Genomic DNA, 18803 nt, shown 5'->3' on the forward strand with positions numbered 1-18803 from the left:
TGCCGATACTATTATAATGCCGATAAACGAACAAATAACCTGGCGGGTCTCCGTCAGGTTATTCGTTGTGCTTTGCTGCATGGCGCATTTGCGCACCCCATCTTGTTCCGCACTTCACCAGCTCATGCCGGCTTGAGCGGGTCCATGTCGAATAAACTTACCCCTTAATCCCCGACATGCTGATCCCTTTGACGATCTGGCGTTCAAAGATCAGGAACAGCGCGATGATCGGGATGGATGCAATTGTATTGATAACCATCGGTTTCACGTAGTCCTCCGTATACTGGTCCATGAGCGTCGGAATACCAACCGGCAGCGTGAACAGGTTATCGTCCGTGACGGACAGGAACGGCCAGAGGAAGTTGTTCCAAGAGCCGATGAATGTCAAAATCGCAATGGAAGCCAGGGCGGGACGAGTCAGCGGCAGCATAATGCTGAAAAACACGCGCCATATTCCGCCACCGTCGATCTGGACGCTTTCGATCAGATCGTTCGGGACCCCATCAAAGAAGCTTTTCAGAATGATAATTGCAAAAGGCGAAGCCAGCACCGGAAATATAAGCCCCTCATAGGAGTTAAGAATATCAACATCCTTCGCTACCTGATACAAAGGAATGAGGGTCGCTTCACCTGGAATCAGTAGCCCTGCCAGAATAAAGAAAAACATGAACGTTTTGAACCGGAATTTGATTTTCGACATCGCATAACTAGCCATAGCCGATATTAAGACGGTCAGAATCATGACGCAGACAGCGACGAAGAAGCTGTTCCAAATCCAGTGTGTCAATTTCGTTTGCGTGATCACTTCTCCATAGACATCAAGCGAATAAGGCGGAGTAAACCAGTCGAGCAGCGAGGTGACTCCCATGCCCTCCCGCTTCACCGACACAACAAGCATCCAGATCAGCGGAAAAACAAATACCAAAGCCAGCAGCATGGAAACCAGTCGAATCATCCACTTCATCTCATTACTCCCCCTTCCGGTTATTCAGCCAATACTGAAACGCGGACAGTACGAGCAGGATCGCAAACAGCATATACGACAGCGCCGCAGCATAACCAAGGTCATTCTGCCGGAAACCGATTTGCCAGATGTATTGAATGACAGGCCTTGTGGAGTCGAGCGGCCCCCCGCCGGTCATGATGTAAATTTGTACGAACACTTTAAAGGAAGCGATAATCTGCAGCATCGTAATCGTTCTTGTGATCCCGCCCAGCATCGGAAGCGTAATCTGCCAAAAGATTTGGGAGTCGCTAGCCCCGTCGAGCCTGGCCGCTTCATAAATATCTTCCGGAATATCCTGCATCGCAGACAGGTAGAGGATAAAGTTAAAACCGACAGTCCACCATAAGGTCAGCAGTGTAATAGCAATCCAAGCCAGGCTTGTCTCGCTCAGCCAGAAAATTTCCTCGTTTCCGGGAAGCAGCCCAATGAGATGCAGCAGCGAATTCAATAAACCGGTATAAGGCTGGAAGATAAATAAACCGAGATAAGAAGCAACCGCCACCGACAATACGCTTGGCAGGAAGAAGACACTGCGGTAAAATTTTTGCAAGCGGGATTTCCGGTTCGCTACCAGAGCCAGTATAATCGCCAGCACGATCATGGTAGGCGTAGTGAGCACGACGAACAGAAAAGAGTGCCACACCGACGACCAGAAAGCCGAATCTTGAAGCATATTCGCATAATTTTGAAGGCCAACATATTCGATTTTTCGGATCAGCGTCCATTTATAAAAGCTCATTTCGACGCCCTTAATCATCGGCCAGATCGTAAATAAAACGTATATAAATAAGAAGGGAAGCAGAAATATAAGCGCTTGCATATCTGCTCTCCACTTGTTCACTTTCACGCGATTCACCCCTTCTCGTTACTCGGGCAGCAGCTTGCAGTCTGAGCTGCAAGCTGCTGCCCGAACCTCACAAACGGTTTATTGGTCGAGAACCTTTTGAATTTCCGGCTGCATGTTGGCGACCGCATCCGCCGGCTGCATTTTGCCTGCCCACACTTCATTCAAATATTTCATGACCGCGAGATCGCGAATTTGCCAGTTCTTAGTGGATGGCTTACTGAATTTCACCGTATCAGCAACGGATACATAGTCGCTGCGGTAATCCATATCCTTAAACTCTTGTTTTTCGATCGCGGACGGCTTAGAAGGAATATGACCGGCTTTTGCCCAGATTTGCCCATTGTCGGCAATCCAGTCGGCGAAGGTGATCGCAGCTTCCCGTTTTGCAGCATCCTCGTCCTTCGTCACCGGCAGGATGATCGTATGGGAATCGCCCCATGCCGCTTCCTGATCGAAAATTTTCGGAATCGGCATGGCGCCGAACTCAAGGCCATTCGTCGATTCCCAGGTGCCGGTTGCCCACACGCCGGTCATCATGATCGCTCCCGCTCCGCTTTGGAACGTTTTGTAAAAATCAGGATCATTCTTTTTGATGAAGCCATTCGAATACAGGTCTTGCATGTACTGAGCCGCTTGCGTTGCCTTCGCCTCGTCAAGCTGTACCTTGCTCAGGTCGTCGGAAATGATATCGTTTCCGCCCAGCTGCGTATACAGCGACCACCAAAGGCGGAACGGATCATGGTCTTTGCTCTCAAATGCAAATGGCGTGATGTTCGCCGGCAGCTTCTCTTTCAACGTGGACAAGAATGTCACAAAGCCTTCTGCCGACTGCTCCAATACCGGCTTGCCGTCTTCGCCGAGCAGTCCCGCGTCTTGCAGCAATTTTTTGTTGTAATACATGATGAAAGGATGTGTATCGATCGGAATGGCATAATGCTTGCCGTCAACTACGGTTGCGTTCAGAAGATTTTGATTATAGGTGCTCCATTCAATGCCTGCTGCGTCCGCAACGCTATCAAGCTCGGTCACAACGCCTTGTTCGATCAGGTCCGGCAGACGGGAGGTATGCGAGATGCCGATGTCCGGTCCGTTGCCGTTACCGACCGCCGTAATCAGCTTCGTGTAGTATTCAGCCCATTCAAGCTTTGTATTTTTGATCTCGATATTCGGATGCGTTTTGTTGAATTCAGCAATAAGAGCGTCCATGTTCTCGCCGTCACCGCCGGTAAAAAGCGTCCAATAGGACAAGGTGATTTTCCCGCTGTCAGCCGAGCCGCCTTCCGAGTTGCTGCTGCCGCCACCGCTGCATGCGCTGAGCAGCATCGAGAATGCAAGTACCAACGTTAACATGAAGCCTAATCTCTTTTTCATTTCGGTCTCCCCTTTTCATATGAATGAAATGATGCCCAAATCGAAAAATCGCTTTTGCTTGTATGCTGCCAGGGAATCAATCGGCCAAAAGCATCCCCTCCCGTTATTAATTTGGATGGCGGCGATCCCCATTCGTGAATGTATGCTCGCCGCCGCGCTCTTGATTAGCTGTAACGAATTAATAGATCGATTGGATAACGTCCCGCGTTGCGCCCATACAATGCGATTCCGCCTTCATCCGCTTGAAGCTCCAGACGCACGCTGCGGCTGCGGTCCAGCTTGGCGGCCAGACGGCCCGGCACGGTTGCTTTGCACAGATAACCGTATGAGCCCGCTTCATCCAGTTGCTTCGCAGCCGGCTGGTAGTGCCAGGACAACACGCCCCGGCTGTCCGCCGGATCGTCCGGCAGTACGAATGTACCGATACGCTCTCCGTCGATGAGCACATGTACGCGTGATTCATGCTTTTCATCGTCTGTCATGTAGTACGTATTGGGGTTGTACTCCACATTCGCCGCTGCGCCGTGCATATAGTTAACGCCTATTTCCTGTTCCTTGGATCCCTCGACATTGCGCGCGAGCACCCGTTTGGCGCTTGCTTCGAACAGAATTTCGATGCTGCCGATCGTCTCCTGCGCCGCATGATCGGGAAGCTTCACCTCATACACGAACTGCCCTTTTCTCACGCCGTTCACTTTGGCTCCCTGGATCGCGTTCCATTGATGATCGAATGACTGATCGCTGAAGTCCCCTGCCGGAATGCTGACGAAACCGCCTTCGGCATCATATACACCATTCGCTTGCCCGCTGCGCACATCGAACGTAACGAAGTTGCGCATGAGCGCTTCCCCGGATTCGTTCACAAGACGAATTGCCAGCACGGCAACGGCATCCTGCTTCGGCATCCGTACGGTAAGCGGCGCTATTGGCGCTACGCCGTAACCGTTCCAAGCCTCCTCGATCACCCCGCTGTCCGCAACCCTGCGCGTTCCCAGGCTGTCATACCACAGCTCCCATTCGACCTTGAGCGTCTGCCCGTGATGCCGGTCCGAGAAGCTTGAACGCAGCAGCTGTACCGTAACGTCAGCACCTGCATGAACCGTTTGGGAAGGCGGCGCATCTATGACGATAAAGTCCGGCGAATGCAGATCGGCAAGCGTCATGCCCGGCACGAATGCTTCATAGCCAAAATACTTGTCCGAGCCGTCCAGCCGGTAGTAACCGTTGAACTCGTTGGTCACATCGCGAAATTCGGTAAATACGAAACCGCACATTTTGTCGTGCCGCCGGAACTCGTTCATCATGTACCGGTAGTGCCATGCGAGGTCACTGTCGCCCGCGCCGCCTTCGATGCCCCATACGTTCCCGCATTCGCTGTTCATCAGCGGCGCATCCGATTGTACATTGCCACCGATATAGTTGAAGTCCGAGCCCGGGAACGTTTTGTCCACTACCTCGCTCACATGCGCTCGCACTTCGTCATAACCATTGATGTAAAAATGCCAGGTGTTGATGTCGGACTCGACATGGTCCCAGTTGCACGGCGAGTTGTCTTCGATAATCCGCGTCGGATCGAGCTGTTTCGCCCACCGGTACTTCTCCCGCACCCATTCCTGCGTCTGCGGCTGATAGCCGGTGCGTTTGGTGATATCGCTTGTCAATCCTGGTGTCATCTCGCCCGACATCAAACCCCAGGTTTCATTGAACATCACCCATGAGAATATGGATGGATGATTATAATCCCGGTCGATGATTTCCAACGCTTCACTTTCATAAGAAACACGCGCGGTCTCATCCGGCTTGCCCCAGAAGCAAGGCATGTCCTCCATCACCAGAATGCCGAGCTTGTCAGCCCAGTACAGCTTGCGCGGCTCTTCCGGCTTGATGTGAATGCGGACGAAGTTGAGTCCGAGCCGCTTCATGAGATAGATTTCATCCCGCATCTCCTCGTCGGACGGATAAGTGAAGTAACCGGTCGGATGGTACGACTGGTCAAGCGTGCCGTTCAGGTAGACCGGCTTGCCGTTCAGCGTAATCCAGCGGTAGCCTCTGTCGCCGAATCTTGCGGTGCCGATCTCGCGAATGCCGAAATACGTGCTGACGACATCTGTGCCGAACCCGCCGGACAGCCTGAGCTCTCCTTCATAGAGATGCGGTGTTTCCGGGCTCCACAACTGCGGATCGTTCACAATGAACGACGTCGTAACCTTGTTCTCACCGGCTGTCAGCTTCAGCGCCTCCGTATGGCGGATCGATCCTTCCGCAAAGCTCAGGCTCAGCTCCGCTTCACCTTCTTCATGCGCGATAACGCTTGCCGTCACCTCGACGCGCCCATCCATGGAAGTCACGAATTTGGCGTCACGCACATAAGCTTGCGGCCGTGCCTCCAGCCAAACCGGCTGCCAGATCCCGCGGATCTCGCCATAACCTTGCTTGCCGCGCGCCTGGTAATCGTTATCATAATCTTCCGCACGTACGACGATCATGTTCTCCCGATCTGCTGCCCATGCATCCGTTACGTCAAATTCAAATGTGCCGTATCCGCCCTTATGAGCGCCTGCATGAGTTCCGTTAATCCAAACATCGCATGCGTAATCGACAGCGCCGAACCGCAGGAAAATCCTTGAATCCGACTCGGACGGCTTCCATTGAAGAGAACGGCGGTACCATCCGATGCCTTTATCATCCTTCCCGATACCCGACAATGGACTTGACCAAGAGAATGGTACCGTAATCTCAGAATCGTAAGCGATTTCATTTTTTGTATGCCATGTTTGGCTGATGCCCTCATTATCCGGGTCGAAGCGGAACGACCATACGCCATTCAGATTAAGCCAGTCCGTCCGCTGCCAATCAGGACGCGGATATTCAGGCCGGGGTATTGTTGTCATTGAAGAAGATAAAGCTTGGGTAGACATGGATTAAACACGACCTTTCAATTGTGATTTCGACATCATCTTAGCATATGTATATTAAATGTTCAATGTATATTGTTAATTTACAATACACCTGTTTTATAGTACACTTAGTTCAACAATTGAACCACCTTTCGGGAAAGGAATTAGACGATGAACGATATAAAACAGGACATGATTCGCTACCCCGCTTCGCGTATCGTCGACGTGGCCAAAGCGCTTGCGGGTGATGTCCGCGTACGCATTCTCGAAGCGCTCGGCCACAAACCGATGAGCGTCAGCCAGCTCGCAGAAGCGCTTGGCCTCGCCCAGCCCACCATCTCCATTAATGTGCAGACGCTGGAGCAGGCTGAGCTGGTCGTATCCACGCAGGGCGCGAACCGCGAGAAAATCTGTTCCGTCACCTGCCGTTCGATACTGCTTGAGCTGCCTTCCAAACCCGGCGAAGGCCTGCACCAGACCGAAGAGATTCATATGCCCATCGGCATGTATTCGCAATGCTCTGTCCTGCCGCCATGCGGCATGGTCGGCAAGGACGGATCTGTCATCGGCTCCCAGGACGATCCCCGCGTGTTCTATATGCCGGAGCGCACGGACGCAGCGCTTCTATGGTTTGCAGAGGCGGGTTTTGTCGAATATTACTTTGCCAACCCGCTGCCCCCGGGTGTTGAACTTGAGGAACTGAGCATCACGGCCGAGGTTTGTTCGGAAGCGGCAGCTTTCCGGGAAGATTGGCCGTCCGACATCACGGTGATCGTGAATGATTTGCCGATCGGCACCTGGACAAGCCCTGCCGACTACGGTGACCGCAAGGGCAAGCTGACGCCCGATCGCTGGAAGAGCGGCACCGAGTACGGGATGTTAACCGAGTGGCGCATCACCCAGACCGGCAGTCTGGTCAATGGCATCCCCGCTTCTCCGACGACGATCGACGCGCTGAAGCTTGCCTATAACAAGCCGATCCGCGTCCGCTTCGAGGTCCTCGAGGACGCCGTCAACAAGCGCGGCCTCAACCTGTTCGGCAACGGTTTCGGCGACCATCCGCAGGACATCGTCCTGTCCTTCGTCCGCCGCACGGAACCATCCGAGTAGGTACGGCGCTGTAAATTTCGATCGTATAACGATCGAAGCAATCGCTAAACCCTCCAAATCCGCGCTGCGGATTCGGAGGGTTTATTGTCCTGCTCTAGCGGCCGCACAATACAGGCATTTAGTCCGCTATAGCACACTACTCCGGATAAGGATGGTCATTTGGTGCGAGGTAGTGGGTTGCAGTCTTTTATATGAAATATTGGTTGGATGGAACCGGATACCCCGCTCCAAAAAAAAAGGAAGCCGACCAGACCCCACAAAGGTCTAATCGGCTTCCATTCAACTCACTAACTTGCTCAAAACTTGCCCATATCCTGCTCTTTGGGCTCTATACTCGTAACTTTCCCGTCACTTTCTCATAACTTACTCGTACTTGCTCGTACCTGCTCGTACTTGCTCGTACCTGCTCGTAACTTACCTCAACCCGCCCGCACTCTTCGCGCGGCTTCATGTCTGGCTCTACAGCCAGATCCACTCGATCAGCAGGAACGTCAATGCGGCCATCAACATCGTGATCGGGATGGTGATAATCCATGCCATCACGATCCGGCCGGCGAGCGACCACTTTACATTGGCGAAGCGCTTCGCGCTGCCGACCCCGAGAATCGAGGAGGTGATCGTATGTGTGGTGCTGACCGGAAAATGCGTCAGCGTCGCCGCCAGAATAACAGCTGCCGATGCGGCATCCGCCGCAAAACCGTTGATCGGCTCGATCTTGAAGATCTTCGTCCCCATCGTCTTGATGATCTTCCAGCCGCCGACCGATGTACCAAGCGCCATCGCAGTCGCAGCGGAAATTTTAACCCAGAGCGGTACGTCGAGATTATCCTGAATCCCTGCCGCCACCAAAGCAAACGTAATGATCCCCATGGCCTTCTGCGCGTCATTTGTACCGTGCGTAAACGCCTGGAAGGCAGCAGTGAAAATCTGACTCGTCCGAAAGCCTTTGTTCACCTGATGCGGACTGCGGTTCGCGAATATCCGTTTCAACAGCCACATCAGCAAAAACCCGAGCGAGAAAGCGATAAGCGGCGAGAAGATCAAGCCCTTCACAATGCTTGAAAATCCGCTCCCGTTAATCCCGGCAAAACCCGCCGCTCCGATAACAGCACCTGCCAGCGATCCGATCAACGCGTGAGAAGAGGATGAAGGAATGCCGAACCACCACGTAATCAGATTCCAAGCGATAGCTGCCAGCAGCGCGGCAATAACAATCTGCTCTCCGTGCGCCAGCGTCGCCGGGTCGGCGACGCTGCCCCCGATCGTCTTCGCAACGCCCGTAAAGGTCAGCGCGCCGATAAAGTTCATCGACGAGGCAAGAATAATCGCCATCCGAGGCGACAGCGCGCGCGTTGACACGGATGTGGCGATCGCATTGGCTGTATCGTGAAATCCATTTATAAAATCAAAAGCAAGCGCTAAAAACACGACTATACATAAGATGAGAAAGGCTGTATCCATTTCCGATTAGCCCCTCGCTCAGCTGTTCCGCATGACGATCGATTCGAGCATGTCCGCGACATCCTCGCAATAGTCGGTAGTCTGCTCCAGCATTTCATAGATCTCTTTGCGCTTGATCAGCTCAATCGGGTCCTTCACATTGGCGAACAGATTTTTCACGCAGACGCGCAGCAGATCATCCGCTTGGTTCTCAAGCTCATTGATTGCAATCGCCGGCTCCCGAATAGCCAGCAGCTTCTTCTCGCTTAACAGATAGATTGCCTTCTTGATCTGGTGAGCGCAGCGTACGAGATTTTCTGCAAACAGAACGATATACTCGTCCGCCTCGTTGATGTTGTACATCTCAAACCGCGACGCACAGGCTTCGATCCCGTCGAGGACATCGTCCAGCGAGGTGGTCAGTCCCATAATATCTTCACGTTCGATTGGCGTAATGAACGTTTTGTTCAATTCCGTCAGAATCGTGTGCACATACCGGTCGCACCTGGATTCGAATTCCTTCATCGCCTTGGCAAATGCGGATACATCCTTAATTTCCGACACATTGTACGAGAAGTACTCCACCCCTTCGACAATCGTATCAGCCATTTCTTCAAGCGTTTTGAAAAAAATATTCTTCTTTTTCACTTTCAAGTATCCCCTTCGCATCCCGCATATAATATGCTTTTGACGTATAAAACCATTACATATCCTATCACAATTCACATCAAAAGTGTTGAGAAAATGTAAACAAAATTGCAATTCCCCCAAATTTTTTTCACCGCAAAAAAACACAAAAAAAGACGCTAAGATTCAGCGCCTTTTAGTTTCTTCTATTTCTTATGAATGTATTCAGAAAAATGGCCGATTCCTTACTCATACTCCTTTGACTTAGACACAATTTCCTCCCAAGCTTGTTCAGGCGTAATCTGCTTGTACATGATTTTCTCTGCAATCATCCGGTAATCCTTGTTGCGGAAATTCGGCCAGCCTTTGGGCTCCGTTTTGAATGGCTGGGCAATCGGCGCCGTTTCACGGATGAGCTCGACACCCATTTTATCCGCTTCCGACATGTTTGGCTCCATCGCCGCCAATACCTCGTTGTTTACCGGTACGCCGCGCGTTGTACCGAGAATTGCGTTGGCTTCTTCACTGTTGATGAACCAATCGATGAATTTCTTGGATTCCTCTTCATACTGCGTATTAGCCGAAACGCTCCAGAACATCGAGGATTTCAGCCAGCCTGAGCCTTCATCTCCTCTAGGCATCGTGACCAGCGCCATGCCGCCCGGATTCAGATTATCCAGCGCTGTCGCTTGCGCTGCATGAAGCTGACGGATCAGCACAGTGCCCTTAGCCAGCAGATCAAGGTTCGGATCGAGCTCTTTATCGGTTACCTGGACATCTGCCGGAGGAATGACGCCTTCCTCTCTCAGCTCACCGATCGTCGTGATCCACTCCATCCATGTTTCCCAATCCATGTTGAACTTGCCGTCATCGGTCACATAGTACCCTTTGCCCTTGCTCATCTGATATAATCCGTACACATCGATATCACGGCTCATATCCATCAGCACATAACCGCCGTCGCCGATTTTTGCTTTGGCCTCGCGTCCGAACGCCCAATAGTCTTCCCATGTCCAGCCGGTTTGCGGCGGCGTCAGCCCGAGCTTCTCAACGGCTTCTTTGTTATATGCCATTCCAAACGCGTTGTTTCCTAAAGAGATCGCGTACAGCTTATCCTGATATTTCCCCGTATCCACCAACGCTTGATCCATCTTGGACGTATCGATGCCGGAGGATAGATCGAGCAGCTGATTGCGGCTTGCATATTCGGCCAGGTAGGCCGAATCCATCTGAATGATATCCGGCGCGTTCTTCGCGGCCGATTGCGTGGACAGCTTATCCCAATAACCATCCCATCCCGAGAATTCCGGCTCGAACGTGACATGCGGATTCTGCTCGGTGTACAGCTTCAAAGCTTCCATCGTTGCATCATGCCGCTGCTGGGAGCCCCACCACAGAATGCGCAGCTTCACCGCTTGTTCGCCGCTGCCATTCACATTACCTCCACTGCTGCCGCTGCTGTCGCTGCTGCCGCTGTTTCCGGTGTTAATGCTTCCCCCTCCGCTGCATGCGGAAACGATCAGGCTCAGCATGACAATTACAGTAAGCATCATAAGCCAGCTTGCTTTGCGTTTCATCATTGTGTTACCCCTTTCTGCAAATAAACATTTTGTCATCGCTTACATTTCCATATTAGCAATCCCCGGAATAAGTAAGTATAAGAGAGATGCACAATCTGTTATAAAAAATTACGAATGTCGTTTCACCAGATCCGAGGGGTTAAAACCGGTATATTTCTTGAACAGCGTGCTGAAATAGGGGACATTTTTATAACCCACCTTGCCCGCTACCTCATAGATCAGATGACCCCCGTCCACGATCATGCTCTTGGCTTTTTCCATCCGCACCCGGGTCAGGTACGTGTTGAACGTCTCGCCGGTGACATTGCGGAAGATATAACTGAGATGATTGCGGGAGATGAACACCTTCTCGGCCAGATCCTGCAGCGTAATATCCTCCGAAAAGTGATCATGGATGTAATCGAGGATGAACTGGATCGCCTGTTTGTGCTTCACATTTTCATACCAGCCGTGATGGCCGCACACCTGCTGCACCATCTGCTCGAGCCAGCGGCCGAACTCCTCCACGCTCGTTACGGAGGACAGCGATTTGTGCCAGGCTTCATAAGGGACGATCTCCTCCAGCGCCATCCCCACATCGTACAAGGCATAGCTGAGAATGGTCCAGATCTCCTCGCCGACCTTCTGCAGCTGGCTGGGCTTCTGAATGCCGATCTGAGCCAGATCCTTCACCGCTTCATGAATGACGCCCCGCGCCTTTTCCTCCTGCCCCTGCCGCACGAAATCAGCCAGCTGCTGATAGATATGAATCGGCCTGGAGACCGGGGAGACATCCACTTGCAACAGGGGATCGTAGATATAGACCTCCACCTCCTGACTGACCGCGGCATGGCGGGCGCGCAGCGCATGAAACGCCTCCTCCGTGGAAACGGCGATCTCCGCATGCCCATCTCTGATACTGCCTAGTCCGATCCGGATCTGAAGCCGCAAATATTGATTCACGCATGAGATAATCCGTTTGGCCAATAACACCATTCGTTCCTTGACCGCCGCCTCCTCGGCATCTGCCGGGATCGGAAGGATAATGCCGGCATGATGGCTGAACATTTCGCTGTACACCGCATCCGGACACTCCTCGTTCAATATCTCCTGCAGCACATTGCTGATCATGAAACGGAACAGATTCCAATCCGGAATACTGATGTCCGTTACTCTGACCGTACGCACAAGCTCGATCCCCATGACCGCAAACCTGGAGTAGCTTCGCAGCTTTGGGACATGCCCCCACAGATCGGAATGAAGCTTGCCGGTCTCCGGGCCGGACAGCAGTGATTTTACGGATTGCTTCTGCACATAGGGTTCGTACAGCTCCAGCTTTTGCTTCAGCTTGTCGTGCTCGATGCGTGACAGCGCCGAATTCTCCAGCTCGTCGACCGTCTTCTGCAGGACCGCTTGGATCGTCTGCAGCGTGACAGGCTTGGAAAGATAGTCGTCCACATTCAGGCGCAGCGCCTTGCGCGCATATTCAAAGTCGGAGTACCCGCTCAATATAATGATCTTGCCATCATACCCGCTATTGCGAAGCCGCTCGATCATCTCGAGCCCGTCCATGACCGGCATATAGATGTCCGTGATGATGATGTCGGGCTGATGCTCCAGAATTTTATCGAGCCCCTGCTGCCCATCCATCGCTTGGACCACGCATTCCGCGTCCAGCTCTTCCAGCGGAATGAGCTTTTTCATGCTTTTCAGCACCTGCCTGTCATCATCGATCAGTGCGATTTTCCACATATCTCCCGCCTCCCAGTTGATCGTCGATATTCTCTATCCGGGGTATGGCAACCACGACGGCGGTACCGCCTTCCGGCCGGGGCTTGATGGTCACGCCATATGGAGCGCCAAAGTAGGCATCCAACCGCTCTCTCACATTTTTGACGCCATAGCCTCCCTTCTTGCGGCTCGGAGGTAAGACGCCGTTCTCCGGAATGCCTACGCCATCGTCCTCAATCGTAAATTCAAGCCGGCTGGCATCACCCAGGCAGCGGATACGAATCCTGCCCGACATTCTTCCGTGCAGACCGTGCAGCACCGCATTCTCCACAAATGGCTGCAGCGTAAGCTTCGGGATCCAGGCCTTCCGGCAGCCTTCGTCCACCTCAATCTCATATTCAAGTCCTTCTCCCCAGCGGATCTGCTGAATTTCCAGATAACAGGCCAGATGCTCCAGCTCATCCTCGATCCGAATCCACCGCTCGCCATTGGACAAGCCGATGCGAAACATCCGGCCCATCAGCTCCAGCACCCGGCTCATCTGCTCTTCGCCCGCATCAATTGCCATCCAGTTCAACTGATCCAGCGTATTGTACAGAAAATGGGGATTAATGTTCGCCTGAAGCGCGCTGATCTCCGCATCCCGCTGGCGGCGGTGCTGTTCCTCGAGCGAATCGTACAGCTGGATAATTTTATCGGACGTACTGCGGAAACCGTTGAACATCGCACCGAACTCATTGTTGTAATCACCTGGCAGCTTAACCGGCTTGCGGTCGACGGAGAACTTACCCATCGCGGACAACAGGTGCCGGATCGGCAAGGTGAACTGCCTCGCGATATAATGGGTAACGAACAGCACGGCAATAAGCGCACACAGGCCGATCAGCGTCAATGCAAGCGCAAGATTCAAGCTTCCTCTCGTAATCTCCTTGTAAGGGGTCAGCTCGATCATCTTCCATTTCGTCGAGTAATCCTCGCTCCATACCATCAGGTATTCGCTCCCTTCCACCCATGCTCCGTTCACCTGCTGGGCAACCCGGTATCCCGACGGGGACTTCGTCTCCGAGACAAAGCTCGACAACGCTTCCAATTTCCCGCTTTGGTCGCGCTGCAGCATCGGTCGCCCGCCCGAATCGAACAGATGCCTGATCGTGGACTCATTGCCGCCTCTGCCGGCAATCAGCTGATGAATTGCAGGAGCCTTCACATGAATGACAATGACGCCTTGATACTGCCCCAGATTGGAATAAAGCTTGCGCACATAACTGAGCACATTGCGGCTGCCTCGGGATGTAAGCAGCGTACGCTCCCCGAGCCAGGCGTCATCGCTTAATTCAATATCCGCATACCACGGTTCATTCAGCAGCTGTGTATGCTCCAGCAGCCGCACGCCGAAGTCCTGCGTACCGCTGTACGGGCCGACATCATAGGATATATATAAATCGATCGAATCGATTACGGTCGAGCTGTACGTGATCTGCGCCAGGTACCATTCGATATCTTTCTTCTTCCGATACATCTGATAGTTCGTCCGATTGCTGGAGGCAAACTCCTCAAGCCTCACATTTTGCGAGGTTGCCAGCGCTGTCTGCTCGATGCCGACCAGTTGAATGGAAAGCTGCTTGTTCAGCTCGCTGAGCAGCTGCTGCTGGTAATAGAACGTATTTTGCACAAATTCCTTGGACGACGTCGTATAACTGAACCAGATGACTACGCTGAGCAGCACCAGCATAAAACCGGCAATCAAGCCAAACAGCAGATGGTAGATTTTAAAGGATTTAAACGGATTCAATCGGTCATCAGCCCCTCCCATGATTCAAATTATACATTAGAATCCGCATGAGCCATGCCGTTATAGCGAAAAATGCTACAGCATAAGCAGCAGCATTCCCGAATCCCCGGTATCGTTATCCTTTAATTCCCGTTGATGCAATGCCTTCCACAAAATGCCGCTGCGCGAACAAGAAGATGATCACCGCAGGGAGAATGGAGATGAGCGACATCGCCAGCATCTGCCCCCATTCCATCGCGCTTTGCGTATCCATGAACAGCCGGAGCGCCAGCTGCACCGTATATTTGTCAATGGAATTGATATAGATCAAATGACCGAAGAAGTCATCCCAGTTCCATAGAAAAGCGTAGATCCCAACCGTAACGAGCGCAGGCTTCGTCAGCGGCAGCACGATCCGCCAATAGATACCAAAGTAGCTGCAGCCGTCGATTTTCGCCGATTCATCCAGCTCTCTTGGAATTCCGCGTATGAACTGCACGAGCAGGAAGATGAAGAATGAGCCGCCCACCCCTACACCCAGCGAGCTTGGCACCCAGAAAGGGAGATAGGTATCAACCCAGCCGAACGCGTTAAACATGACGTACTGCGGAACAAGGGTAACTTGGCTGGGAAGCATCAAGGTGACCAGCACAAGGGCAAACCAGATATTTTTAAGCGGAAAATCAAGCCGCGCAAAGCCGAAAGCGACCAGACTGCAGGACACCAGCGTGAGCAGTACGACTCCGAACACGAGCTCGAACGTACTCATATAAAAATGCGTGAAGCTGTAGTTCGGAATAGCGGTCCATCCGCTGATATAGTTGCTCCATTGCGGCACGCTCGGGAACAAGGACGGGGATCCCATCTCCGAGTTCGTCTTCAGCGAGGCGCCGACCCACCAGAACACCGGGTACATCATCACTACACTGGACACAAGCAGCAGCAGGTGGCGTTTCCATTGTCCGTTTTTTAACGATAATCTCAGGTTCATGCCTTCCCCTTCCTTTCATGCTCGTAGAATACCCAGTAACGGGAGGACAGAAAGATAATCGCGGTAGCGATCCCGATAATGATCAGCAGGATCCACGCCAGCGATGAAGCATAGCCCATCTGCAGCCTGCCGAAGGCGCGATCGTAGAGATAAAGCGCATACATATAAGTCGAGTTAACCGGTCCGCCCTGCGTAATGATAAAGGCCTGCGTGAACATTTGGAACGAATTGATCGTCTGCAGCACCAGATTAAACAGGATGATCGGCGAGAGCATCGGCAGCGTAATGTTGAAAAATTGCTTCAGCTTGCTTGCTCCGTCCACGGAGGACGCTTCATACAGATCCCTGGATATTTGCTTCAGACCTGCCAGAAAGATGACCATCGAGGAGCCGAACTGCCATACGACCAGAATGACCAGCGTGCTTAACGCCGTCTCCGGATTGTTAATCCAGCTGATCCCTTGAATCCCGAAGAAACCGATAATCTGATTGATGAAGCCGTCCGCGCCGAACATATTTCTCCACAGGATGGCAACCGCAATGCTTGTGCCGATCAAGGAAGGGAAATAAATAAACAGCCGGTAGGTGCTCATTCCTTTTATATCCTTGTTGAGCAGCATCGCCACGAGCAGCGCAGAGATCAGCTTCAGCGGTACGGATAAAACAACGAACAGCAGCGTGACCTTCAGCGATTGCGCAAATAACGAATCATTCGTAAAGATGAGCGAGTAGTTTTTCGTGCCGATCCAATTCGGCGCTTCCAGCAGCGAATAATCTGTGAAGGAATAATAGGCGGACAGGATCATCGGCCATAAGGTCAACACCAGAAATCCGATCAGCCACGGCGAAATAAACAAATATCCCGCGACAGGCGATTCCCAGCGCTCTTTGATTTTGGAGCGAAAGCTTTGTCTGGCCCGCCTGGTTTCTGCTTGTGAAGCTGGACTGTGCTGCGCATTCATGTGAACACCCCGATTGTATGAGGAATTGTGTGTGCCATAAAGAATATGAGTTCAGTATAGGCAATTTAAGATCGGGGCGAAATGAGACAAAGTCACAATCTCTTATAAGATTTAACGAATCGGTTCAAAAATAAAAAATGCAGCCCGGTCCTCTGCTGAGGATGGCTGCATCGCTTTCATTTTTGCTTTTGTACGGCTCGTTATCTGCGCCTTAACCCGGATTCGAATACAGGATGTGATCCGCGAACGTCGGCTTCATCGGTACAATATGATAATACGTCTTGCCCGGGGTAAATGGCAGCTCCACGCCGTCCTTCACGATCCGTATGATATCATCCGCCGCGCCGCGTACCCACTCGGCATCGATGGCTTTGCCCTGCTGGAAGAGCATCGCGGGTCCGCCCGACGACAGATCGACGGCCAGGCGTCCCACATCGTCCAGCGTTCGATGATTCGAGCCCAGCACGACCAAATTCGAAGCCGACAACTGCTCATCATTGTTCATATCGGTATGAGGCGCATCATTGATTGAGCGCAAATAAACCTGTTTTTCGGTATCGAAGACGTATGAGACCTTATAATTATCCAGCAGGAACTTAATTTCGATGCTTGTGGCATCCGCGCCTTGCGCCGGCACTTCGCCGGGGGACATAAATTTCATCGCCGGGATCGCTGCCTGGCTGTCATAATTTTTCTTGGCCGCGCCTTCGCGCAGCTTCTCCAGATTGGAGTACAGATTATGCGGCGCCTTGCGGAAGCTTTCCCGCCAGAAGTATGCGCCTGCATTCGAGATCTCATCCAGATAAGGCTTACCCTGTCTCTGCAGAATCGCATAACCGTCGTTGCTCGCGCCTGCATGCGCCAGCACCCCATGATACATCTCGCCAAGCTCGATCAGATAAGGACGGATGCTGCGGATTGGGCCAATCGCATCGGAAAACGAATCGCTCTGAAAAATCGCCACCAGCCTTGTAATGCCGCCCTCTGCCAGCACCTCCCACATGACATCCGCATGCGTGAGCCCGGACTGCGGCCTTGCCGGTCCATAGTTGTTGACCATGACGGCGATGGGACGACCCGCCGCTTCATTCTCCTGCTTGATGCCGGTGAGCGGCGCCGTAAAACCCGGCTCAAGCTCCGTATCCGGCTCTGAATCAGGCAATGCCGGATCGATTAATGCGTCGCCATCACCAATTACACTAAGCGGCTCCGTAGCGTTCGTACTGCTGCAGGCTGTCATCACAAGCAGCAACACGAGCATCAGCGCAAGCAGCGGCTGCCAGCCTTTCCCCAACTTCTTGTCCACCTTACTCCCATCCTTTGTACCGAATAATAATCTAACACGAACGAAACTTACAATCATTTCCTTCTATTAAACCATACAATGCAGCGTTTGTCTTGAATATCCGGCTCACCGGACATCCATCCGCACACTCTTATACGCCGTTACTCGCTTCCAGGTTGCAGGCAGTCGTAGAATAATCGAATTACACACTTCTATATGCTCCAATGATGCCACTGCTCGTGGCGTTTCTCCAGTCCCGTCAGCCACTCCGACGTCACGCGGATCGCTTCCTCCTGATGCTTGCGCGCGGAGTACGTATGATCGGCTTGGAAGATAATTTCCTTGTCACATATCCCATCATTGCGGGTCCAGAATACCTTCTGCAGCAGAAAGCTGTAGTCCACAGGAATATCTTCGTCACTCGTGCCGTGCACAAGCAGCACATCCCCGCTGAACCGCGGCGCCGCCTGGAATGGCTGATGCTGCATAAGCGAGTCGAAGAAGACCGGCTGCAGCGTATAACCGTGATGATCCGTGCTGCCTTTTTCAATCGCTTCATCATAACTTTCGCGTCCGACAATCCGCACGATGTCATTAAACGGGTAAGCGACCGGGGACCAGAGAACAAGCGTCTTCACCCGTTTGTCCTGCACTGCGGTGAGCAGCGCTGTCGCGCCGCCGAGACTGTGTCCGAGCAGAGTGACTCTGCGTGCATCTACGCAGTCCATGGACAGCACATAATCCAGCGCCGCTCTGGTCTGGTCAATCATCGCATCAAGGCCCAGCGCCCCATAATCGCCCGCGCTTTCGCCGCAGCCTCCATAGTCGAAACGGAGCACATAATAACCTTGCGCCGCCAATGCCCGCGCCGTCTTCACGAACAGCCGGTCCACACCGATGCGGTTGCCGACAAAACCGTGGCAAATAATAACTGCAGGAACCTTAGATTCTCCTTTATTCACAGTGGGATAATGCAGCGTCGCAGCCAGCTCCAAGCCGTCCTTCGGCGATTTCAACGTTAATGATTTTTCCATTCCAATCACTCCTGCACGAATATATATAATAAATCCTATCGCTTTAGTATGAATTATATTTGTATCATACTCCCGCATGCTCAGAATGTCAATCCGCTCACATAATCAATTGTCGTTGTTCTGTGATAATGTCACCCCATAACTGTTCTGAGATAATGTCACCATGGGACAG

Annotated in this window: 14 protein-coding genes; 1 reads left to right on the forward strand and 13 read right to left on the reverse strand. The window is 52.4% G+C overall.

Annotation, left to right across the window (positions count from 1 at the left end):
* Positions 1–157: 157 nt before the first annotated feature.
* The 4 genes from IEW11_RS09855 to IEW11_RS09870 form a co-directional block, all read right to left on the reverse strand.
* On the reverse strand, positions 158–964 hold the full coding sequence (locus tag IEW11_RS09855) for a carbohydrate ABC transporter permease (RefSeq protein ID WP_188530882.1): 807 nt from the start codon (positions 962–964) through the stop codon (positions 158–160).
* Between the two features lie 4 nt (positions 965–968).
* Entirely contained in the window at positions 969–1853 is an 885-nt protein-coding gene (locus tag IEW11_RS09860) for a carbohydrate ABC transporter permease (RefSeq protein WP_229725099.1), read from the reverse strand.
* Between the two features lie 78 nt (positions 1854–1931).
* Positions 1932–3224, reverse strand: a complete 1293-nt coding sequence (locus tag IEW11_RS09865; RefSeq protein WP_188530883.1) for an ABC transporter substrate-binding protein — start codon at positions 3222–3224, stop codon at positions 1932–1934.
* Positions 3225–3388: 164 nt separating this feature from the next.
* Entirely contained in the window at positions 3389–6142 is a 2754-nt protein-coding gene (locus IEW11_RS09870; RefSeq protein ID WP_188530884.1) for a glycoside hydrolase family 2 protein, read from the reverse strand.
* A 150-nt stretch (positions 6143–6292) separates the two neighbouring features.
* On the opposite strand from IEW11_RS09870, the gene IEW11_RS09875 reads away from it, so the two are divergent.
* Positions 6293–7231 carry an ArsR/SmtB family transcription factor gene (locus IEW11_RS09875; protein WP_188530885.1) on the forward strand — a complete coding sequence of 313 codons (939 nt, stop codon included), beginning with the start codon at positions 6293–6295 and terminating at the stop codon, positions 7229–7231.
* A 459-nt stretch (positions 7232–7690) separates the two neighbouring features.
* Here IEW11_RS09875 and IEW11_RS09880 read toward each other — a convergent pair whose 3' ends face one another.
* From IEW11_RS09880 to IEW11_RS09920, 9 genes are all read right to left on the reverse strand, one after another.
* A complete protein-coding gene (locus IEW11_RS09880; RefSeq protein WP_188530886.1) occupies positions 7691–8692 on the reverse strand; it encodes an inorganic phosphate transporter in 1002 nt (333 codons plus the stop codon).
* 18 nt (positions 8693–8710) lie between these two features.
* Positions 8711–9325 (reverse strand): DUF47 domain-containing protein, encoded by a 615-nt coding sequence (locus IEW11_RS09885; protein WP_188530887.1) that lies wholly within the window; start codon positions 9323–9325, stop codon positions 8711–8713.
* Positions 9326–9543: 218 nt separating this feature from the next.
* Entirely contained in the window at positions 9544–10878 is a 1335-nt protein-coding gene (locus tag IEW11_RS09890; protein WP_229725101.1) for an ABC transporter substrate-binding protein, read from the reverse strand.
* A 108-nt stretch (positions 10879–10986) separates the two neighbouring features.
* Entirely contained in the window at positions 10987–12609 is a 1623-nt protein-coding gene (locus IEW11_RS09895) for a response regulator transcription factor (RefSeq protein WP_188530888.1), read from the reverse strand.
* Positions 12584–14380, reverse strand: coding sequence for a cache domain-containing sensor histidine kinase (locus IEW11_RS09900; RefSeq protein WP_188530889.1), 1797 nt, complete (start codon positions 14378–14380; stop codon positions 12584–12586). Before IEW11_RS09900 ends, IEW11_RS09895 begins: the two co-directional genes overlap by 26 nt.
* A gap of 115 nt (positions 14381–14495) precedes the next feature.
* A complete protein-coding gene (locus IEW11_RS09905; protein ID WP_188530890.1) occupies positions 14496–15350 on the reverse strand; it encodes a carbohydrate ABC transporter permease in 855 nt (284 codons plus the stop codon).
* Entirely contained in the window at positions 15347–16312 is a 966-nt protein-coding gene (locus tag IEW11_RS09910) for a carbohydrate ABC transporter permease (RefSeq protein ID WP_188530891.1), read from the reverse strand. The genes IEW11_RS09905 and IEW11_RS09910 overlap by 4 nt, the downstream gene beginning before the upstream one ends.
* A gap of 211 nt (positions 16313–16523) precedes the next feature.
* The gene (locus tag IEW11_RS09915) at positions 16524–17618 is read right to left on the reverse strand and encodes a DUF3048 domain-containing protein (RefSeq protein WP_229725103.1); all 1095 of its coding nucleotides are present in this window, start codon (positions 17616–17618) and stop codon (positions 16524–16526) included.
* Positions 17619–17809: 191 nt separating this feature from the next.
* Positions 17810–18631, reverse strand: coding sequence for an alpha/beta hydrolase (locus IEW11_RS09920; protein WP_188530892.1), 822 nt, complete (start codon positions 18629–18631; stop codon positions 17810–17812).
* Positions 18632–18803 lie beyond the last annotated feature (172 nt).

Origin of the sequence: Paenibacillus abyssi (assembly GCF_014640295.1) — a bacterium.
Lineage (GTDB): Bacteria > Bacillota > Bacilli > Paenibacillales > Paenibacillaceae > Paenibacillus_D > Paenibacillus_D abyssi.

Bases quoted from the DNA above. Each gene is read 5' to 3' on its own strand.
- IEW11_RS09895 (WP_188530888.1), bottom strand. From the start codon at position 12,609: ATGTGGAAAATCGCACTGATCGATGATGACAGGCAGGTGCTGAAAAGC.
- IEW11_RS09855 (WP_188530882.1), bottom strand. From the start codon at position 964: ATGAAGTGGATGATTCGACTGGTTTCCATGCTGCTGGCTTTGGTATTT.
- IEW11_RS09920 (WP_188530892.1), bottom strand. From the start codon at position 18,631: ATGGAAAAATCATTAACGTTGAAATCGCCGAAGGACGGCTTGGAGCTG.
- IEW11_RS09875 (WP_188530885.1), top strand. From the start codon at position 6,293: ATGAACGATATAAAACAGGACATGATTCGCTACCCCGCTTCGCGTATC.
- IEW11_RS09905 (WP_188530890.1), bottom strand. From the start codon at position 15,350: ATGAACCTGAGATTATCGTTAAAAAACGGACAATGGAAACGCCACCTG.
- IEW11_RS09910 (WP_188530891.1), bottom strand. From the start codon at position 16,312: ATGAATGCGCAGCACAGTCCAGCTTCACAAGCAGAAACCAGGCGGGCC.
- IEW11_RS09880 (WP_188530886.1), bottom strand. From the start codon at position 8,692: ATGGATACAGCCTTTCTCATCTTATGTATAGTCGTGTTTTTAGCGCTT.
- IEW11_RS09890 (WP_229725101.1), bottom strand. From the start codon at position 10,878: ATGATGAAACGCAAAGCAAGCTGGCTTATGATGCTTACTGTAATTGTC.
- IEW11_RS09870 (WP_188530884.1), bottom strand. From the start codon at position 6,142: ATGTCTACCCAAGCTTTATCTTCTTCAATGACAACAATACCCCGGCCT.
- IEW11_RS09865 (WP_188530883.1), bottom strand. From the start codon at position 3,224: ATGAAAAAGAGATTAGGCTTCATGTTAACGTTGGTACTTGCATTCTCG.